Origin of the sequence: Rhodophyticola porphyridii (genome assembly GCF_003688285.1) — a bacterium.
GTDB lineage: Bacteria > Pseudomonadota > Alphaproteobacteria > Rhodobacterales > Rhodobacteraceae > Rhodophyticola > Rhodophyticola porphyridii.
On record NZ_RCNT01000004.1, the window covers coordinates 176882 to 192884 of the forward strand.

The 16003-nt window shown below is 63.3% G+C and carries 21 protein-coding genes and 1 other RNA gene; 11 read left to right on the plus strand and 11 right to left on the minus strand.

The features are described from left to right. The first annotated feature begins 11 nt into the window (after positions 1-11). Together D9R08_RS09640 and D9R08_RS09645 are read left to right on the plus strand one after the other, a co-directional pair. A complete protein-coding gene (locus tag D9R08_RS09640) occupies positions 12-749 on the plus strand; it encodes a FadR/GntR family transcriptional regulator (protein WP_121897837.1) in 738 nt (245 codons plus the stop codon). 89 nt (positions 750-838) lie between these two features. Continuing rightward, positions 839-1882, plus strand: coding sequence for an extracellular solute-binding protein (locus D9R08_RS09645; RefSeq protein ID WP_121897838.1), 1044 nt, complete (start codon positions 839-841; stop codon positions 1880-1882). A 128-nt stretch (positions 1883-2010) separates the two neighbouring features. Here D9R08_RS09645 and gcvA read toward each other — a convergent pair whose 3' ends face one another. Next, the gene (gcvA, locus tag D9R08_RS09650; protein WP_121897839.1) at positions 2011-2925 is read right to left on the minus strand and encodes a transcriptional regulator GcvA; all 915 of its coding nucleotides are present in this window, start codon (positions 2923-2925) and stop codon (positions 2011-2013) included. Positions 2926-3029: 104 nt separating this feature from the next. Between gcvA and D9R08_RS09655 the strand changes: the two genes are divergently transcribed. The 8 genes from D9R08_RS09655 (at position 3030) to D9R08_RS09690 (ending at position 7298) form a co-directional block, all read left to right on the plus strand. Continuing rightward, positions 3030-3209, plus strand: a complete 180-nt coding sequence (locus D9R08_RS09655) for a hypothetical protein (RefSeq protein WP_121897840.1) — start codon at positions 3030-3032, stop codon at positions 3207-3209. A 42-nt stretch (positions 3210-3251) separates the two neighbouring features. Then, positions 3252-3606: a transfer-messenger RNA gene (gene ssrA, locus D9R08_RS09660) on the plus strand. Between the two features lie 195 nt (positions 3607-3801). Beyond that, positions 3802-4170: a DUF4345 family protein gene (locus D9R08_RS09665; protein WP_121897841.1), complete on the plus strand. Its 369-nt coding sequence runs from the start codon at positions 3802-3804 to the stop codon at positions 4168-4170. Between the two features lie 81 nt (positions 4171-4251). Continuing rightward, a complete protein-coding gene (locus tag D9R08_RS09670) occupies positions 4252-4758 on the plus strand; it encodes an SspB family protein (RefSeq protein ID WP_121897996.1) in 507 nt (168 codons plus the stop codon). A 92-nt stretch (positions 4759-4850) separates the two neighbouring features. Continuing rightward, complete coding sequence (locus D9R08_RS09675; protein ID WP_121897842.1) at positions 4851-5429, plus strand: class I SAM-dependent methyltransferase; 579 nt, start codon at positions 4851-4853, stop codon at positions 5427-5429. 86 nt (positions 5430-5515) lie between these two features. Beyond that, positions 5516-6907 (plus strand): class II fumarate hydratase, encoded by a 1392-nt coding sequence (fumC, locus tag D9R08_RS09680; protein ID WP_121897843.1) that lies wholly within the window; start codon positions 5516-5518, stop codon positions 6905-6907. Continuing rightward, the gene (locus D9R08_RS09685; protein ID WP_121897844.1) at positions 6904-7083 is read left to right on the plus strand and encodes a DUF4169 family protein; all 180 of its coding nucleotides are present in this window, start codon (positions 6904-6906) and stop codon (positions 7081-7083) included. Before fumC ends, D9R08_RS09685 begins: the two co-directional genes overlap by 4 nt. Continuing rightward, positions 7080-7298, plus strand: coding sequence for a ribbon-helix-helix domain-containing protein (locus D9R08_RS09690; RefSeq protein ID WP_121897845.1), 219 nt, complete (start codon positions 7080-7082; stop codon positions 7296-7298). Before D9R08_RS09685 ends, D9R08_RS09690 begins: the two co-directional genes overlap by 4 nt. Before the next feature lie 44 nt (positions 7299-7342). Here the strand turns inward: D9R08_RS09690 and D9R08_RS09695 are convergent, their stop codons facing one another. Genes D9R08_RS09695 through D9R08_RS09705 form a run of 3 tightly spaced genes read right to left on the minus strand, consistent with a single transcriptional unit; the run spans position 7343 to position 10709 of the window. Beyond that, positions 7343-8683 (minus strand): cytochrome P450, encoded by a 1341-nt coding sequence (locus tag D9R08_RS09695; protein ID WP_121897846.1) that lies wholly within the window; start codon positions 8681-8683, stop codon positions 7343-7345. After that, positions 8680-9915: an alpha/beta hydrolase gene (locus D9R08_RS09700; RefSeq protein WP_121897847.1), complete on the minus strand. Its 1236-nt coding sequence runs from the start codon at positions 9913-9915 to the stop codon at positions 8680-8682. The genes D9R08_RS09695 and D9R08_RS09700 overlap by 4 nt, the downstream gene beginning before the upstream one ends. Positions 9916-9956: 41 nt before the next feature. Further along, the gene (locus D9R08_RS09705) at positions 9957-10709 is read right to left on the minus strand and encodes a cytochrome c biogenesis CcdA family protein (RefSeq protein ID WP_121897848.1); all 753 of its coding nucleotides are present in this window, start codon (positions 10707-10709) and stop codon (positions 9957-9959) included. 95 nt (positions 10710-10804) lie between these two features. Here D9R08_RS09705 and D9R08_RS09710 point away from each other — a divergent pair, with 95 nt between their 5' ends. Next, positions 10805-11032, plus strand: a complete 228-nt coding sequence (locus D9R08_RS09710) for a sulfurtransferase TusA family protein (RefSeq protein WP_121897997.1) — start codon at positions 10805-10807, stop codon at positions 11030-11032. Between the two features lie 54 nt (positions 11033-11086). Here the strand turns inward: D9R08_RS09710 and D9R08_RS09715 are convergent, their stop codons facing one another. From D9R08_RS09715 to D9R08_RS09745, 7 genes are all read right to left on the minus strand, one after another. After that, positions 11087-12169: an ABC transporter ATP-binding protein gene (locus D9R08_RS09715; protein WP_121897849.1), complete on the minus strand. Its 1083-nt coding sequence runs from the start codon at positions 12167-12169 to the stop codon at positions 11087-11089. A gap of 8 nt (positions 12170-12177) precedes the next feature. Further along, entirely contained in the window at positions 12178-12978 is an 801-nt protein-coding gene (locus tag D9R08_RS09720; RefSeq protein ID WP_121897850.1) for an ABC transporter permease, read from the minus strand. Further along, entirely contained in the window at positions 12975-13859 is an 885-nt protein-coding gene (locus D9R08_RS09725; RefSeq protein WP_121897851.1) for an ABC transporter permease, read from the minus strand. Before D9R08_RS09725 ends, D9R08_RS09720 begins: the two co-directional genes overlap by 4 nt. Before the next feature lie 65 nt (positions 13860-13924). Further along, the gene (locus tag D9R08_RS09730) at positions 13925-14245 is read right to left on the minus strand and encodes an antibiotic biosynthesis monooxygenase family protein (protein WP_121897998.1); all 321 of its coding nucleotides are present in this window, start codon (positions 14243-14245) and stop codon (positions 13925-13927) included. 248 nt (positions 14246-14493) lie between these two features. Beyond that, a complete protein-coding gene (gene rpsI, locus D9R08_RS09735; protein ID WP_121897852.1) occupies positions 14494-15003 on the minus strand; it encodes a 30S ribosomal protein S9 in 510 nt (169 codons plus the stop codon). Positions 15004-15005: 2 nt separating this feature from the next. Further along, a complete protein-coding gene (gene rplM / locus D9R08_RS09740) occupies positions 15006-15467 on the minus strand; it encodes a 50S ribosomal protein L13 (protein ID WP_121897853.1) in 462 nt (153 codons plus the stop codon). A gap of 177 nt (positions 15468-15644) precedes the next feature. Continuing rightward, positions 15645-16001: a DUF5368 domain-containing protein gene (locus D9R08_RS09745; RefSeq protein ID WP_121897854.1), complete on the minus strand. Its 357-nt coding sequence runs from the start codon at positions 15999-16001 to the stop codon at positions 15645-15647. Positions 16002-16003 lie beyond the last annotated feature (2 nt).

A 16003-nucleotide genomic window follows, 5' to 3' on the forward strand; every position in this document is an offset into this window, starting at 1 on the left:
ATGTCTGACAAATGAAAATCGATCCGAACAGCACCGCCGATCTGTCGGCGCAGATTGCCAAGGCGATCCGCGATGCGATCGTCTCGGGTGCGCTCATCGTCGATGCGCGTCTGCCTTCGGAGGCGGAACTGGCCGAGCAGTTCGAGGTATCGCGCCCGACCGTGCGCGAGGCGCTGAAGCGGCTGGCCGCGCAATCGCTGATCCGCACCCAGCGCGGCGCCTTTGGCGGGGCCTTCGTGAACCGGCTGAGCTACGAGGAGGCCTATGGTCAGCAGATCACGACCTCCACGCTGCTGTTGTCGATGAACTCGGTCGGGTTCGAAACCGCCTGCGAAGCGCGGTTCGCGCTGGAGCGGGCCTGCGCGCCCCTGTCGGCGGAGCGGCGAAGCGCCGATCATCTGGCGACCATGCGCGCCGAGATCCACCGCCAGTCGCAGCCAGGCCTGACGGACGAGGCGTTCTGCGCCTCCGATGTGGCGTTTCACCGAGCGCTGGTCGACGGCGCGTGCAATCCTGTTCTCAGCTACCAGTTGGCCGGCGCGGTCGAGGCGATGCAGCCGCTGATGAACATGATCACCTTCACCGCCCGGTCCCGCGATGCAATCGTGGAGCTGCATACCGGCATCGCCGATGCGGTCGAGGCGCATGATGGCCCGCGCGCCGTGGCCGGGCTTGCATCGCTGGAGGCCCATACTCAGGATCTGGCCCGGACCGTCATCACCGCGCGCGCCAGATCCCACGACGGCTGAACCCGCTCTTTGCTCTTGCGAGCGACCGTGCGCTTTCCTAACCTCTGCTCTGGTTTTTCACCTCTTTCATCTCATGAGGACCAGACACCATGACCCACCGATTTCTGCTTGGCACGGCGACCGCACTTGCGTTTGCCCTTCCAGCCTTTGCCCAGGATGATGACCTGCTGGTCTTCGATTACTCGGGGTTCGAGGATCCGAGTTTCCACCAGCCCTATATCGATCAGCATGGGGAAAGCCCGACCTTCGTGTTCTTTGGCGACGAGGACGAGGCGTTTCAGCGGCTCGTGTCCGGGTTCCGCTCCGACGTAACCCATATCTGCGCCGGATCGGTGCCGCGCTGGCAGGCATCGGGGATCATCGAGGCGTGGGATACCGGCCGGATCCCGGCTTTCGGCGATCTGGACGGCAGTCTGCTGGGCGAGGACGTGATGGCGGGAACGGCGGAGCTGTTCTTCCTGCCGACGGATTACGGCTCCACCGCAGTCACCTACAACACCGATGAGGTGACAGCCGAACAGGTGGCTTCGCTTCAGGTATTCACCGACCCCGCCTTTGCAGGCCGCCTATCGATCCCGGACAATGTGGATGATGCCTATGCGCTGGCCTATCTTGCCACCGGCGTGAGCGACTGGTCCGATGTGAGCGACGCGGAATTCGAGGCGGCGACCGATTGGCTCCGCGCCATTCACGAGAACCTGCGCACCTATTGGACAGATCCGGGAGAGTTGGGCCAGCTGATGGGGTCGGGCGAAGTGCTGGTCGCCTGGGCCTGGAACGAAGTGCCGGTGGCGCTGGCCGATGAGGGTTTCCCCGTCGGGTTCGAGCGCAACACCACGGAAGGCACCTCCGTCTGGCTGTGCGGCTACGTGAACATGGCCGACGGCCCGGGCAGTGAGGACAAGGCCTACGATTACGTGAACGCGCTTCTGGATATCGCCTCCGCCCAACCGCTGATCGAAGGCGGCTTCGGCTCGGCCAACACGGTGGCGCTGAACTCGCTCGGGGCCGAAACGCTGGAGGCCAACGGTCTGGGTGAGGTCACGGTGCCGGTTCTTGCGCAGCTTCCAATTTCGAACGAGCAGCGCCAGCGTCAGGCCGAAGCGTTCGAGCGGATCAAGGCCGGGTTCTGATCCGCCGCTGATAGCACGGAAAGGGCGTCGCGCAATCGCGGCGCCCTTTCCTTTTTACCCGGTCATAGGCGCGGCCGCGGGCGCAACCGCCTGCCAAATGGGCGCTGCCCGCCTGTCGGGTCACGGGCTCAGCCACTCGCCACAAGCGCATTATCAGCCTCCGCCTCTGCCAGGATCCACTGGCGAAAAGCCCGGATCTTCGGCATGTTCCGCCGCGCGGTCGGATAAATCAGCCAGTAATGACCGCCATCGGTACTGACCCGGTCGAAAGGCTGCACCAGACGCCCGGTTTCCAGCTCGTAGCGAAAGAACCTCGGCGTCAGCATGGCGATGCCCTGACCGGACAAGACCGCCCTGACCTCGACCGTTTGCGCCCCGAGATGGCTGCCAACGCGATCCGACAGACCGTCGGTCGCGACACCCGCCTCGGCCAGCCAAAGCTTCCAGAACGGATCGGTCGGGTCGATGATTTGCAGGTTCAGAAGATCCGCGGGGCTTTGGATCGGGCCTTCCGCGTCAAGAAGCTCACGACTTGTGATGGGCGTGAATTCCGACGGGAACAGCGCATGCGCCACCACTCCCGGCCAGTCGCCCTTGCCATAGCGGATCGCCACATCGATTTCATCCTGGGCGAAATCGATCAGCTTCGGATCGGATTCCACGCGCACGGCCAGATCGGGATGGGCCATCTGGAACCGGCCGATCCGTGGCGCCAGCCAATTGGCCGCAAATGTAGGCAGCGCGCTGATCGCCAGCGTGCGGTTCAGTGCATCCTGGTCGGCGCCGTAGGTTGCGCGCAGCCTGTCGAACGCCTCGATCGTCGGTGTGGAAAGCTGACGACCGATCGCGGTCAGCGTCACCTTTCGGGCCTGTCGCAGAAACAAGGGGGCGCCGATCCGCTCCTCCAGCACCTTTATCTGATAACTGACCGAAGCCTGGGTCATGCCCAGCTCCGCAGCCGCCTCGGTGAAGTTTTCGTGACGGGCTGCTGCCTCGAATACACGTATCGCCGCGAGCGACGGCAGCCTGACGATTTTATTCATAAGCTCACCTTATTCATGAGATGGCTCGTTCGATTGGTAATAGATGCTTTCACGTATCATATTCAATTCCAGAGATTGACACCACCTATATCAGAGGTTTCCAAATGCTTCTAAGAGATCTATCGACCCACGCCGCCAGAACCGCCCGGCGACTGCGCCGCTCCCTGAAGAGTCACATCGGGCAAACCCCCTCGCAGGATCTGGGCGATCTGCCACCTCATATCCGTCGCGATATCGGGATCGACACAAGCCGGGGGCCGTTCCGTCCGCTGGACCGCCGCTGACATCACATCCGCGCCGCGGGCAAGTCTTTTCCCCTGTCGAGCTTGCTTGAAATCCGGCCCGCGAACCCCCATAGTCAGGATGTTCCGGCAACGGAACTATGGACATAAACGCGCTCGCAATAAGCGGATCGGACCCGGGGGCGGTACCCGGCGGCTCCACCAAACCTCGCTCATTTGGCGATCATGGGGCCGAAACAGGATCGACGAACGTCTAAAGGGGTTAGCTTTGTCCCGGTGAGGTACCACCGTTATCGGTCCGAAACGTACAGTTGCAAATGACAACCGTGCTCCGGCAATGGCTCTGGCAGCGTAAGCTGCTTAAGTCGCCGACTTTAAGCCCTTGCGCCTAGCAGCGTAAGGCGGGGTTCGCAGGCACCTGGCAACAGAAGCCTGCACTTTCCCCCTTCCTGTCCCATCCCTGATCTGTCTCGCCCGTCCGGACGGACCATCCGAAGACGCTCCGTTCCATCGGGCGGCGCCCGTGCGGATACCGCTTCGATCCCGCCCACCGGTGATGTTTTTTCAACTGCAAGTGATCCATCCCGACACCCCGCCCGTTTAAGTGGAAACTTGGCAATGCAGGGAGAGCCATATGCTTGGCGCACTGACAACGGTCGATATCGTCAACATGCTGGTAGCGTTTCTGACGATTGGTCTGGGTCTGACCGGCTGGCTTGCCCCCCGCTGGACCATGGACCTGCTGGATATGCGCGCCGGGCCCAGCAACATGGCCTATACGGAGATTTCCGCCGCGTCGGGCTGTCTCTTCGTCGGGCTGGCCGGCGGTGCGCTCCTGCTCAACGAACCTCTTGGCTGGCTGGTCATGGGCTTTGCCTATGCGGGCGCGGCAATCGGGCGGATCACATCCATTTTCCGTGACGATGCCGGGTCGCGCCAGAGCTGGACTTTTTTCGGTTGCGAGGCATCGCTCGCGGCATGGCTGGTTCTGGCCAATATCTAGCGGCGGCGCAAAGCCCATCGGCTTTCAATCCGAAACGAATCTTCTATGGTGAAAGGGCATATGCCGCCAGCCGGGGAAGAAATGCCAGACACACCGCCGGACACCATCGCCTATGGCCGCCTGATGCACCGTGCCATGCGGGGTCTGATCCAGACCGTGTTGCAGGATGTGGCCGATCACGGCCTTCCCGGCGAGCACCATTTCTTCGTCACCTTCGACACCCGGCACCCCGAGGCGGATCTGGCCCCCTGGCTGATCGACCGCTACCCCGAAGAGATGACCATCGTCATCCAGCACTGGTATGACGGGCTCGAGGTCGATGACGAGGGGTTTTCGATCACCCTGAACTTCGGCGACAACCCGGAATCCCTGCGTATTCCCTTCGATGCGATCCTGACTTTCGTGGACCCGTCGGTGGAATTCGGCCTGCGGTTCGAGACAAGGGGCGCCAAAAGCGACGACCCCGAAGACGACCCGCCGCCGCCCGATGGCGACGAGCGCCGGACCCGCGCCGACGACACCGCAGAACCCCCGGCGGTCCGCGATGCCGAGGTGGTCAGCCTGGACCGGTTTCGAAAACCACACTGAATGCCCCCCGCGCCCAAGCTTTGATCTTGCCTGACCGGCACATTCATGACTTGTGGCCGGCAACGCCTTTCAGCACCCGAGGATGCCCCCCGATGGCAAGCGATTTCCGGCTTTTCATGACCCAGCTTCTGAAACGGCCGCATCAGGTCGTGGCCCTTGCGCCCTCTTCCGAGGGGCTGGCCCGCGAGATGGCCGCGCGGGTCGATCCGGCGGCCGGGCCGGTGATCGAGCTTGGCGCGGGCACGGGCAAGATCACCAGGGCGATCCTTGACCGGGGCCTGCCGCCGGAACAGCTTCATTCGATAGAGATGAACCCGGTGTTCTGCGATCGCCTTCGCACCGCGTTTCCGGGCCTGAACGTCTATCAGATATCCGCAGGCGATGTGGGCAGCCTGCCGGTCGAAGATGCGCAGGCCGTGATCTCGGGCCTGCCGCTTCTGTCGATGCCGGTTGCCCTGCAACGCGCGATCCTGACCGGCACTGTCACCAAGGTCCGGCCCGGCGGTGATTATGTGCAGTTCACCTATGGCCCGAAGCCGCCGGTGACGCCCGTTATCCGCGAGGAACTGGGTCTTAGCTGGGATGTCAGCCACAAGATCTGGTGGAATATGCCCCCCGCCCGGGTCTACCGGTTCCGCCAGGCGACGGCAGAGGCAAGTGCGGCGTCCTAGGCGGGCGCGATTCTTGCCGTTGCACCCGGCCCGCCGCCCGGGCTATCCCCTGCCCTGCGACATGCGAAACCCCGGAGGACGACCTGATGACCGCAACCCGCACCGAAACCGACAGCTTCGGCCCGCTGGAGGTTCCCGCAGACAAGTACTGGGGCGCGCAGACGCAGCGCTCGATCCTGAATTTTCCGATCGGTTGGGAAACGCAACCGGTGGCCATCGTCCGGGCTCTGGGTGTGATCAAACGCGCCTGCGCGGAGGCCAACAAGGCCTCGGGCAAGCTGGATGCGAAACTGGCCGATGCCGTGATCGAAGCGGCACAGGAAGTGATCGACGGCAAACTCGATGACAACTTCCCGCTGGTCGTCTGGCAGACCGGGTCGGGCACCCAGTCGAACATGAACGCCAATGAGGTGATCGCGAACCGCGCCATCGAGATCCTCGGCGGCGAGATCGGCAGCAAGTCGCCCGTCCATCCCAACGATCATTGCAACATGGGCCAGTCCTCGAACGACACCTTTCCGACGGCGATGCATATCGCAACGGCGGTCACGGCCCATGAGGTTCTGATCCCGGGCCTTGAAAAGCTGCACGCGGCGCTGGAAGAGAAGGTCAGGGCCTTCGACGGGATCATCAAGATCGGCCGGACCCATACGCAGGACGCGACGCCGCTGACGCTGAGCCAGGAGTTTTCCGGCTACACCCATCAGGTGGCGATGGGCATCCGGCGGGTGAAAGCCGCGCTTGGCGCGATCTACGAACTGGCGCAAGGTGGCACCGCCGTGGGCACGGGTCTCAACACCAGCCCCGGATGGGCCGAAGAGGTGGCGGGCAACATGGCCCGGATCACCGGCCTGCCCTTCGTCACAGCCCCCAACAAGTTCGAGGCGCTGGCCGCCCATGACGCGATGGTGGAAATGTCCGGTGCGCTGAGAACGGTCGCCGCGTCGCTGTTCAAGATCGCCAACGATATCCGGCTGCTCGGCTCCGGCCCGCGCTGCGGTCTGGGCGAGCTGATCCTTCCGGAAAACGAACCCGGCTCCTCGATCATGCCCGGCAAGGTTAACCCGACCCAATGCGAGGCGTTGACCCAGGTCTGCGCCCATGTGATGGGCAATGACGCAGCCGTGGGTTTTGCCGGGTCGCAGGGCCATTTCGAGCTCAACGTCTACAAACCGATGATGGCCTATAACGTTCTGCAAAGCATGCAGCTTCTGGGCGACAGCGCTGTGGCCTTCACCGACAATCTCGTGGTCGGGCTGCAGGCAGACGAAGTGCGGATCGACAAGCTGATGCGTGAATCACTGATGCTGGTGACGGCACTTGCCCCAACCATCGGCTACGACAATGCCACCAAGGTCGCAAAGACCGCGCATAAGAACGGCACCACCCTGAAGGAGGAGGCCATCGCGCTCGGCTTCGTCGATGAGGAGACCTTCGAAGCGGTGGTCCGGCCCGAAAACATGGTCGGCCCCAAATGAGCGAGATCGTCAACCTGAACAAGGCCCGCAAGATCCGCAGCCGGGCGGAGAAGAAGGCGATGGCGGACGCGAATGCCGTCAAGCACGGACGCAGCAAGGCCGAGCGGATGCTAGACGCCACGCGGGACGCGCAGGCGCGCAAGCTGCTTGACGATCACGAGCGCGAAACCGAATGAACGCCCGGCCCCGCAAGCGGTCCCTGACCTTGCGGGGCCATCGCACATCCGTTTCGCTGGAAGATGCGTTCTGGGAGGAATTTCAGCGCATCGCTCTGGACCGCGGGCTTTCGGTGAACGAACTGGCCGCCGAAGTCGACGAGGCGCGGGGGCTGGAAAGCGGGCTCGCCTCGGCCATACGGGTCTATGTGCTCCAGACCGTCGCGAGGCGTTGAGCGTCTCCCAAAGCACCGGCGCAAGCCCATAGGCAGACGGCAGCTTATCGCCTTGTCACGCGCAGGACGATCCCGTCACGCGCCCGCACCGTCAGATAGGCCACGGGCACCGGGTCATGCCCCGCGACGCGCTCGAAGCGGAACTCCCGGACCAGCATAGACAGCAAGAGCGGCCCTTCGACCATCGCGAACCCCGCGCCCGTGCAGACCCGCGCGCCCGCGGAAAAGGGGATATAGGCCTCCCGCATGCAGCGTCGCCCATTCTCGGTCTGCCATCGGGCTGGATCGAAACCGTCGGGATTGTCCCAGATCCGGTTGTGCCGATGCAGATGCCATGGCGAGATCACCAACTGGCTGCCCACCCGGATATCCCTGTCGCGGAACCGTTCCGGACAGGAGTTCTCTCGCACCATCATCGGCACCGGCGGATAGAGCCTGAGCGCCTCGCGGAACACATCGCGGCTGAGTTTCAGCCTGGACATCACGGAGAAATCGGGCCCGTCCAGCACCTCTGCCTCCCGGGCCAGCTTTTTCTGCCAGTCGGGATACATCGCCAGAAGACAGAGCGCCCAGCCAAGCGCGCTGGCGCTGGTTTCATGGCCTGCGAGAAAAAAGATCGCCACCTGATCGACCATTTCCTCGGTCGAGAAGGTCTCGCCGGTCAGCGGGTCGGCGGTTGTCATGATCTTCGTGGCCAGATCGTCGGGCGCGGTTCCAGCCTCGATCTCGGCCATGCGCGCGGCAGTCAACTGGGTGATCAGGGCCCGGATCGATCGCGCCGTCGCCCGGGTTCTGGCCCTGTGACCGCGCGGCATCCAGCGTGGCAAACTCAGGAAAGCGGCGGCGTTCAGAATCGGCTGCGTGCGCTGATATTCCCGAAATTCGGCAAAGACGCGCGCGGCGATCTCGTTCTCGATCGGAAGCGAGAAAAGCGTGCGAAAGATCACATCCGCCGCCGCGTGGCTCATCTCGGGCTCCACATCGACGGTGCCTTCGTGCATCCGCGCCACCGCGGCCTCGCCCGCGGCCCAGATCGCCGGGAACGTGTCGCGCAGACGCCCGCCTTCGAAAGCCGGATCGATGATCCGCCGCTGGCGCTTCCAGGTCTCGCCATTGGTCAGAAACACCGAATTGCCCAGAAGCGGGCGCAACCCCTCCCCCACCCTGTCGGATTTCGGGAAATCCTCGGGGCGTTCCTTCAGGACCGTCTCGATCAGGGCCGGCTGGTTCAGCAGATAGGAACGGAAGAACGGCGTGCGGAACTCGGCCATCCACGCACGATAGAGCCGCGCCGGCTGCGCCGACAGGATATCGTCGCGGAACAGCCGCAGATAGCGCAGCAGCGAAACCCTGTCCGGGCGGGGCAGCGGTTTCGGCGGGATCATGCGGCCACGCTCGTGAACCGGTTCACCGCGCGCTCGATCCGGCTTCTGGACGGCGCGCGCCCGGCAAACCGGCTGTGCAGGCTGCGCGGCCCGGCGGTGATCCGGAAATAGTCATAATCGCGCGGCCGGTCGAACGCGTTGAGATACTGGAAATGCAGCTCGAACAGCCGCCAGCGAAGCGCCTTCCACCGCGCCGGGCTGAGCGTTTGAGTGAAGGCCGCTGAAATCACGAGGGGCCAGCGTTTCTCCGCCGGTGCGACGCCGGTCACAGCCACCGGATCGCACAGCGCAAAGGCGCAGCCGTCACCGGGTGCGGTCACATCGACCCACGTGATCTCCGCGCGCGCGCTCAGAAAGGCCAGATCCGCGCGCAACCTGTGCGCCTTCGGCAGGAAGGACACCATCGGGATCACCTGCCCAAGGCTCAGAAGCGCCAGACGCGGGCCCTGATCCGGCAGCCGGCCCGCGCGGATCAGATCGGCGAGGATCGACACCGCGATATAGGCGCCCGAGGAATGGCCCACGATCAGCACCTCGTCCAAATCCTCGCGCAGCGCCCTCTCGATCCGGTCGGCGAACTCCGCCATCCGCGCTTCCTGCGCCGGTGGGTAGGCGCCCCCATAGCGCGCGGAAAAGGCGTAGTCATGCATCAGGTAATAGGCCAGAAACCGGCCATCCTGCCGGCGGAACAGATCCAGCACCGCCCAGACCATCACCAGCCCCACCACCAGACCGAAAAAGGACAGCGGTATTCCCAGAGCCCGGACACCCAGCCATTCCACCGTAAGCGCGATCGCAAGCCCGACACCCAGCGCCAGAAGCAGTTGTGCAAGCAGGAACACGACCGGATAAAGCGCCGCGATGACCGGCCCCTTGCGCAGCCGCATCAGCCGGAAGAGCGCGCCCGACCCGATATAGATCCAGGCCGTGCGGACAAGCTGGCCATAGGTGGCCAGGATCCCCTGTTTCATGGAGGCCCGCACGATATCGGACCAGTACATGACCTCGACATCGGTTTCGACGGTCTGCCTCTCCATGACGGCCTGCACATGCCAGCCGAACCTGCCGTCGGTCCGCTTGGGCCCGAGCGCGATCTCATAGCCCGAAACGGCGGCCTGCTCCGCCGCCTCGCGGCGGTATCGTTCGCGGTACTTGCGGGGAGGAACCGGGTCATAGCCGGGGATATACATCACCCGGCGGCGGTGGACCTCTTGGGGGGACGGGTCGCTCATCAGCCCTGCCTAGATCTGGAGTTGGGCCAACCTATGGCAATTCAGCCCAAAAGGCCAAGCGCCGGGAAGGTTTCCAGCAACCAGAACGCAAAGGCCGAAAACGCCCCCGTCATCAGCGCCACGCCGACGCCGACCAGCAACAACCCCATGATCCGTTCGATCGTCTTCATGTGGCGTTTCAGCCGCGTCATCAGGCCCATCGCCCGTTCGATGAAGGCCGCGGCCAGCAGGAAAGGCAATCCCAGGCCCACGGCATAAACACCCAGAAGCGCCGTACCCCGTTCGACGCTCGATTCCGTGGCCGCGATTGACAGGATCGCCCCCAGTTGCGGCCCGATGCACGGTGTCCAGCCAAAGGCGAAGGCCAGCCCCAGAATATAGGCGCCAAAGGTCGAACCGCCGCGGTCGCCCGCATCCATCCGCGCCTCCCGGTCCAGGATCGGAATTCGGAACACACCCAGAAAATGCAACCCGAAGACGATGATGACGGCACCTGAGATTTGCGCCAGAAGTATCTGGTTTTGCAAAAAGAACTGACCGAATATCGACGCGGTGAAGCCAAGGAACAGGAACACCGTCGACAGACCCAGAACAAAGAACAGCGCCGCGACCACGGCCTTGCGGCGCGCGGCACCCGCGGCGGCCATCTCGTTCATCGAAATGCCGCCCATATAGGCAAGATAGGGCGGCACAATGGGCAGGACACAGGGGCTGAGAAAACTCAGCACGCCTGCTGTCAGCGCCACAAGCATCGCCGGCAACAGCGACGCATCGAAGAGATCGATTCCGAACATGTCTCCTGCCTATCCCGGTCGGGCGCAAAGGTCACGTGCGCTGCGGTCACATATCCGTGGACAGAAACGCGGCGGCGATTTATGCCGCATATCCGATGGAGTTCGATCTGGATATCGACGCGCGCGGGCTTTTGTGCCCGCTTCCCGTTCTGCGGCTGCGCAAACGCATGGGCCCGCTGAAGCCGGGTCAGGTCGCGCGGCTTCTGGCCGATGATCCGGCGGCATTCGTCGACGTGCCCCATTTCTGCGCCGAACAGGGGCACGGCTTTCTGGGGACCGAGGATCTTGACGGCGCGACCGCCTATCTGGTCCGAAAGGGCTGACAGCCAGATCCGCAGCGAGCGGGCCTCTCGCAGGTCACGGGATTTACCGCAAAGTCAACAGAACAGGACCATGGCACGCGCATCCCAGGCCAGATCGGCCCGGTCCCCGCGGTCCAGCACCCGCCGGCCCGGCATGTTCCGCATCGAAACCTGGACTATGTTCGGGGCGCCATCCAGACGGATGTCGTAATAGGTCATGTCGCCGTAATAGGTCCGCTCCTCGACCACGCCCTGCGCCACGCGCTCGGCGTTCTGCCCATCGAAGAGCAGCGTCATACTTTCCGGTCGGAGCCCGATGCTGATCTCTCCACCGGTTCCCATCGGGCATTGATCGGGCTCCAGTATCGCGCGGCCAAGGCCCGGCACCTCCACCTCGACCGACGGGTTGCCGGCCTCGATCAGGCGGGCGGGCAGGAAGTTCATCATTCCGATGAACTCGCCCACCTTGCGGCTGGCGGGGCGGCGATAGAGGTCCTGTGGCGGGGCCAGTTGCGCGATCCCGCCCTCGAACATCACGGCGATCCTGTCGGACATGATCAGAGCCTCTTCCTGATCATGGGTCACCAGAATGAAGGTGATGCCGACCTGCCGCTGCAAACGGCGCAGCTCGGTCTGCATCTGCTCGCGCATCTTCTTGTCGAGCGCCGAAAGCGGCTCGTCCAGCAACAGCACCTTCGGCTTCAGGATCAGCGCGCGCGCCAGTGCCACGCGCTGCCGCTGCCCGCCCGACAGTGCATGGGCCGCGCGGCCGCCATAGCCGCCAAGCCCCACCATCTCCAGCGCCTCGCCGACGGCCGTCTTCTTCTCCGCCCCGCTCATGGGCGATTTGCGCAAGCCGAACCCCACATTCTCGGCCACGCTCAGATGCGGGAAAATCGCGTAGCTCTGAAACACCATGTTGGTGGGCCGACGGTTCGGCGGAACGCCGTCCATGTCCCGTCCGTCCAGCAGGATGCGCCCGCCCGAGATATCCTCGAACCCTGCGATCGCCCTCAACAGAGTGGTCTTGCCGCAGCCCGACGGACCAAGCAGCGAAAAGAACTCACCCTGCCCGATCTCGGCGTCGATGCCGCGCAGCGCGTGATATTCGCCATAATACTTCTGCACCCCCTCAAGGGTGATGATGGGGCCGCGCATGGTGTCGCTCACAAGAACCCTCCGGTGTCTTCAAGGCCCGCCCGGCGCAGACCCCGGCGGCGGAAATACTCGGCGGTGACCAGCAGCAGAATGGACAGAATCACCAGGATCGTCCCAAGCGCCATAATCACCGGCAACCGGCCGGGGAAGCGCAACTGCCCCCATAGATAGACCGGCAGGGTCGGTTCGTTCCCCGACAGGAAAAAAGCGATGATGAACTCATCCAGACTGATCGTGAAACAGATCAGCAGCGACGCAACGATCCCAGGCATCACCAGCGGAAGGGTCACCAGTCGGAAGGTCGAAACCGGCGTCTCGCCAAGATCCACCGCAGCCTCCTCCAGGCTTTTGTCCATATTCGCGAAACTGCCGTTCAGGATGGCGATCGAGAAGGGCGTGCAGATCAGCACATGGCCGGCAATAACCGTCCAGATCGAGGGTGACAGGCCCACCTGCAACATCGCCACCAGCAGCGAGACCGCGACGATGATTTCCGGCAGGACCAGCGGCAGCATGACGAAGCCAAGGATACCGCCCTTGCCCGGAAAGCTGTGACGATTTCCGGCGCGCGCCGCGAAAAGACCGAAACAGGTGGCCAGAATCGCCGTGGTCACCGCGATGAAGATCGAGTTGACGGTGGCATCGTGCAGCGCCTCGGTCCGGGCCAGTTCCACGAACCAGTCGAGTGTGAAGCCCTGCAACGGGAAGGCGATGATCGTGCCGTCATTGAACGCGAAAAGCGGCAGCAGGATGATCGGCGCATAAAGAAACACCAGATAGGTGATGGCGTAGACCTTCAGCCCCCTCATCTGCCGCGTGTCCAGCGACGGGTGACGAAGACCAGCAGAAGCGAGATGACCGTGACGCTCAGCATCGCGATCACCGCCAGCGTTGCCCCCATGGGGGCGTTGTTCAGGCGCATGAACTGGGTCTGGATCATGTTGGCGATCATCGTTCCGCCGGAGCCGCCGACCAGACGCGGCGTCACGTAATCGCCAATCGTGGGAATGAAGACGATCAGGATCGCGGCCAGCACGCCGGGCATCGCCAGCGGCAGGGTCACACGGAAAAACGTCGCGACACGGCTTTCGCCCAGATCGCGCGCGGCCTCCAGCAGGCTGCGGTCGATCTTTTCGAGGCTGACGAAGATCGGCAGGATTGCGAAAGGCGCGAATGCATGGGCCAGGGTGATGATGACCGCATTGGCATTGTAGAGGATCCAGCTCAGCGGCTCGTCGATGATCCCCAGGCCCATCAAGGTGCCATTCACCGGCCCGTCGAAGGCAAGGATCACGCGCCACAGGAACACCCGGATCAGGTAGCTGGTCCAGAACGGAATGGTGATCAGGAACAGCCAGAGCGACTTGCGGTCCGGGCGCACGTGGAAACTGACGAAATAGGCGATGGGAAAGGCCAGCAGCACGGTGACCACCGTCACCGCACCGGCAATGCGAAGCGAGCGGAACAGCAGTTCCGAATAGAGCGGATCCGACAGCGCCTCGCGGTAGTTGTCTAGCGTGAAGGTCCGGTCGATGGTCAGGAAATCCTGCGTCCAGAAACTGAACAGCAGGATCGTGCCCAGAGGCGCGGCCAGCATCACCAGCGCATAGATGAATGGCGGAGCAACCAGCGTCAGACCCTTGCCGCTGTCTGTCCGAAAAGCTCTGCGCAGCCGCGCGGTCTGACTCATCGAGGTCCCGTACCCCCTGCCCGGTTCAGGAACCTAGGTTTACGACAAGCGCAGCCGCGCGCAAGCTATTCCTCGACGCTGAGCGCCTGAACACTGTGCAGGATCTCAAGCTGCGGCGGGCCGTCATACATCTCCGCATTCCCCTTTGCGCCCTTGTGTGCGGCGCGGAAGGCCTCGGATTTGGTCCATGCGACAAAGCTTTCCTCGTCCCGCCAGACGGTGTGAGAGATGTAAAGCCGGCTGTCGTCATCCGCCGCACCTTTCAGCAGGTTGAAGGCTTGAAACCCGTCGACGGTCTTCAGATGGCTGTCCCGGGTCTTCCAGACCGTCTCGAAGGCCTCCTCCTGACCGAGCTTCACCCTGAAACGGTTCATCGTCAGATACATAAGCGGCATCCTTTCTTCGCTTGCGTAAAAAACCGACCGCCTCTGGGACATTGCGCAGCGCAATGCGATTGCCTCGATCAAGGTCATGTGCGGTGTATGTAGCGGCATCCGGCGGGAATGAAAATGCGCGTCGGACATGATGGCCCGGCGATATCGGCCCGCCGCCTCGCCGGAAAGCGCACCGGGTTCGGAAACGGGAAAAGGGCCACCCAGTCGGGCGGCCCTTTTGCCATGAGATATCGCCGAATTCAGCGCTTGGAGAACTGGAAGCTCTTCCGCGCCTTTGCCCGACCGAATTTCTTGCGTTCCACCACGCGGCTGTCGCGGGTCAGGAAGCCTGCAGCCTTCAGGGCGCCGCGCAGGCCCGGTTCGTAAAGCTGCAACGCTTTCGAAATCCCGTGCTTCACGGCACCGGCCTGACCCGAGAGACCGCCGCCCTTGACCGTGGCCATGACGTCGAACTGGTCCTCTCGACCGGCAACCGTGAACGGCTGGCGGAGGATCATTTGCAGAACCGGGCGCGCGAAATACTCGCTTTGGTCCTTGCCGTTGACCACGACCTTGCCGGAGCCCGGCTTGATCCAGACGCGGGCAACCGCATCTTTCCGCTTGCCGGTGGCGTAGGAGCGGCCAAGCGCGTCGCGCACCGGCTCGCGGGTGATTTCGGGCTCCGGGCTGGCGGGAGCCTCGGGGGCGGGAACGGCGCCGTCTTCAACGGCCCCTTTCAACTCGTCGAGCGATGTCAGTGTCTCGGCCATGCTCATGCGCTCCGCGTATTTTTAGGGTTCATGGATTTCACATCCAGCACGACAGGCTCCTGCGCCTGATGGGGATGTTCGGCGCCGGCATAGACGCGCAGATTGGTCATTTGCTGACGGCTGAGCTTGCCGCCGGGCAGCATCCGCTTCACCGCCTGGGTCACCACACGTTCGGGATGATCCCCTTCGAGGATCTGGCCCGTGGTGCGGGATTTGATCCCGCCCGGATAGCCGGTGTGCCAGTAATTGGGTTTGTCGCGCTTGTTGCCCGTCAACTGCACCTTGTCGGCGTTGATGACGATCACGTTGTCGCCCATGTCCATGGAGGGCGTGAAGCTCGGCTTGTGCTTGCCGCGCAGCCGGGTGGCGATGATCGAGGCAAGGCGGCCCAGAACAACGCCCTCGGCGTCGATCAGGATCCATTGCTTGTCGATATCCGCCGGAGTGGCAGAAAAGGTTTTCATATTCGGTGTCCTTTGAAGACGTCGTCTTGGGGCACGTCATCCGGTGCCCGCGGGATGGGTGTCTTCTAAAGGAGTTATGCCCCGCGTCAAGGGCCTTTGTTTCGGCAAAACACTTGCAAAACAACGTCTTGCAATTAAGGTATTATTTTACCCCAGCTTATCTTCGCGTCACCCGCCCTATTCCGCCGGTCCCGGCCCCTTCAGGACCGATTGCACGGTATAGACCAGGATCGCGGCGCCCACCGCGCCCAAAGTGGCGATGCCCAACACAAGGATCAGGTCGATCGGGCCGCCGATATCCCGCAAATGGGACTTGGTGATCGCGAACACGAACCAGACCGCGGCCACCGCGCCTATGGGCATGAAAAGCTGCGCAAGCAAGAACTTCCGCCAGCTGACCGACCGGTCGCGGATCAGCACGAATATATAGGCCAGCGTGATCACCACCGCCAGCACGACAAGGCCCCAGAACAGGCCGCGGCCGAACATCTCCTCGAAAACGGCGATGAAGGTTCCGATCGTCGGGTTTTCCATGG

Excerpts from the sequence above, each read along its gene's own strand:
- D9R08_RS09675 (WP_121897842.1), top strand. The coding sequence starts at position 4,851 with ATGGCAAGCGATTTCCGGCTTTTCATGACCCAGCTTCTGAAACGGCCG.
- D9R08_RS09730 (WP_121897998.1), bottom strand. The coding sequence starts at position 14,245 with ATGTATCTGACGATGAACCGTTTCAGGGTGAAGCTCGGTCAGGAGGAG.
- D9R08_RS09645 (WP_121897838.1), top strand. The coding sequence starts at position 839 with ATGACCCACCGATTTCTGCTTGGCACGGCGACCGCACTTGCGTTTGCC.
- D9R08_RS09695 (WP_121897846.1), bottom strand. The coding sequence starts at position 8,683 with ATGATCCCGCCGAAACCGCTGCCCCGCCCGGACAGGGTTTCGCTGCTG.
- D9R08_RS09745 (WP_121897854.1), bottom strand. The coding sequence starts at position 16,001 with ATGGAAAACCCGACGATCGGAACCTTCATCGCCGTTTTCGAGGAGATG.
- D9R08_RS09670 (WP_121897996.1), top strand. The coding sequence starts at position 4,252 with ATGCCAGACACACCGCCGGACACCATCGCCTATGGCCGCCTGATGCAC.
- D9R08_RS09690 (WP_121897845.1), top strand. The coding sequence starts at position 7,080 with ATGAACGCCCGGCCCCGCAAGCGGTCCCTGACCTTGCGGGGCCATCGC.
- gcvA (WP_121897839.1), bottom strand. The coding sequence starts at position 2,925 with ATGAATAAAATCGTCAGGCTGCCGTCGCTCGCGGCGATACGTGTATTC.
- D9R08_RS09640 (WP_121897837.1), top strand. The coding sequence starts at position 12 with ATGAAAATCGATCCGAACAGCACCGCCGATCTGTCGGCGCAGATTGCC.
- D9R08_RS09725 (WP_121897851.1), bottom strand. The coding sequence starts at position 13,859 with ATGAGTCAGACCGCGCGGCTGCGCAGAGCTTTTCGGACAGACAGCGGC.
- fumC (WP_121897843.1), top strand. The coding sequence starts at position 5,516 with ATGACCGCAACCCGCACCGAAACCGACAGCTTCGGCCCGCTGGAGGTT.
- D9R08_RS09705 (WP_121897848.1), bottom strand. The coding sequence starts at position 10,709 with ATGTTCGGAATCGATCTCTTCGATGCGTCGCTGTTGCCGGCGATGCTT.
- D9R08_RS09655 (WP_121897840.1), top strand. The coding sequence starts at position 3,030 with ATGCTTCTAAGAGATCTATCGACCCACGCCGCCAGAACCGCCCGGCGA.
- D9R08_RS09710 (WP_121897997.1), top strand. The coding sequence starts at position 10,805 with ATGGAGTTCGATCTGGATATCGACGCGCGCGGGCTTTTGTGCCCGCTT.
- D9R08_RS09720 (WP_121897850.1), bottom strand. The coding sequence starts at position 12,978 with ATGAGGGGGCTGAAGGTCTACGCCATCACCTATCTGGTGTTTCTTTAT.
- rpsI (WP_121897852.1), bottom strand. The coding sequence starts at position 15,003 with ATGGCCGAGACACTGACATCGCTCGACGAGTTGAAAGGGGCCGTTGAA.
- D9R08_RS09685 (WP_121897844.1), top strand. The coding sequence starts at position 6,904 with ATGAGCGAGATCGTCAACCTGAACAAGGCCCGCAAGATCCGCAGCCGG.
- rplM (WP_121897853.1), bottom strand. The coding sequence starts at position 15,467 with ATGAAAACCTTTTCTGCCACTCCGGCGGATATCGACAAGCAATGGATC.
- D9R08_RS09715 (WP_121897849.1), bottom strand. The coding sequence starts at position 12,169 with ATGCGCGGCCCCATCATCACCCTTGAGGGGGTGCAGAAGTATTATGGC.
- D9R08_RS09700 (WP_121897847.1), bottom strand. The coding sequence starts at position 9,915 with ATGAGCGACCCGTCCCCCCAAGAGGTCCACCGCCGCCGGGTGATGTAT.
- D9R08_RS09665 (WP_121897841.1), top strand. The coding sequence starts at position 3,802 with ATGCTTGGCGCACTGACAACGGTCGATATCGTCAACATGCTGGTAGCG.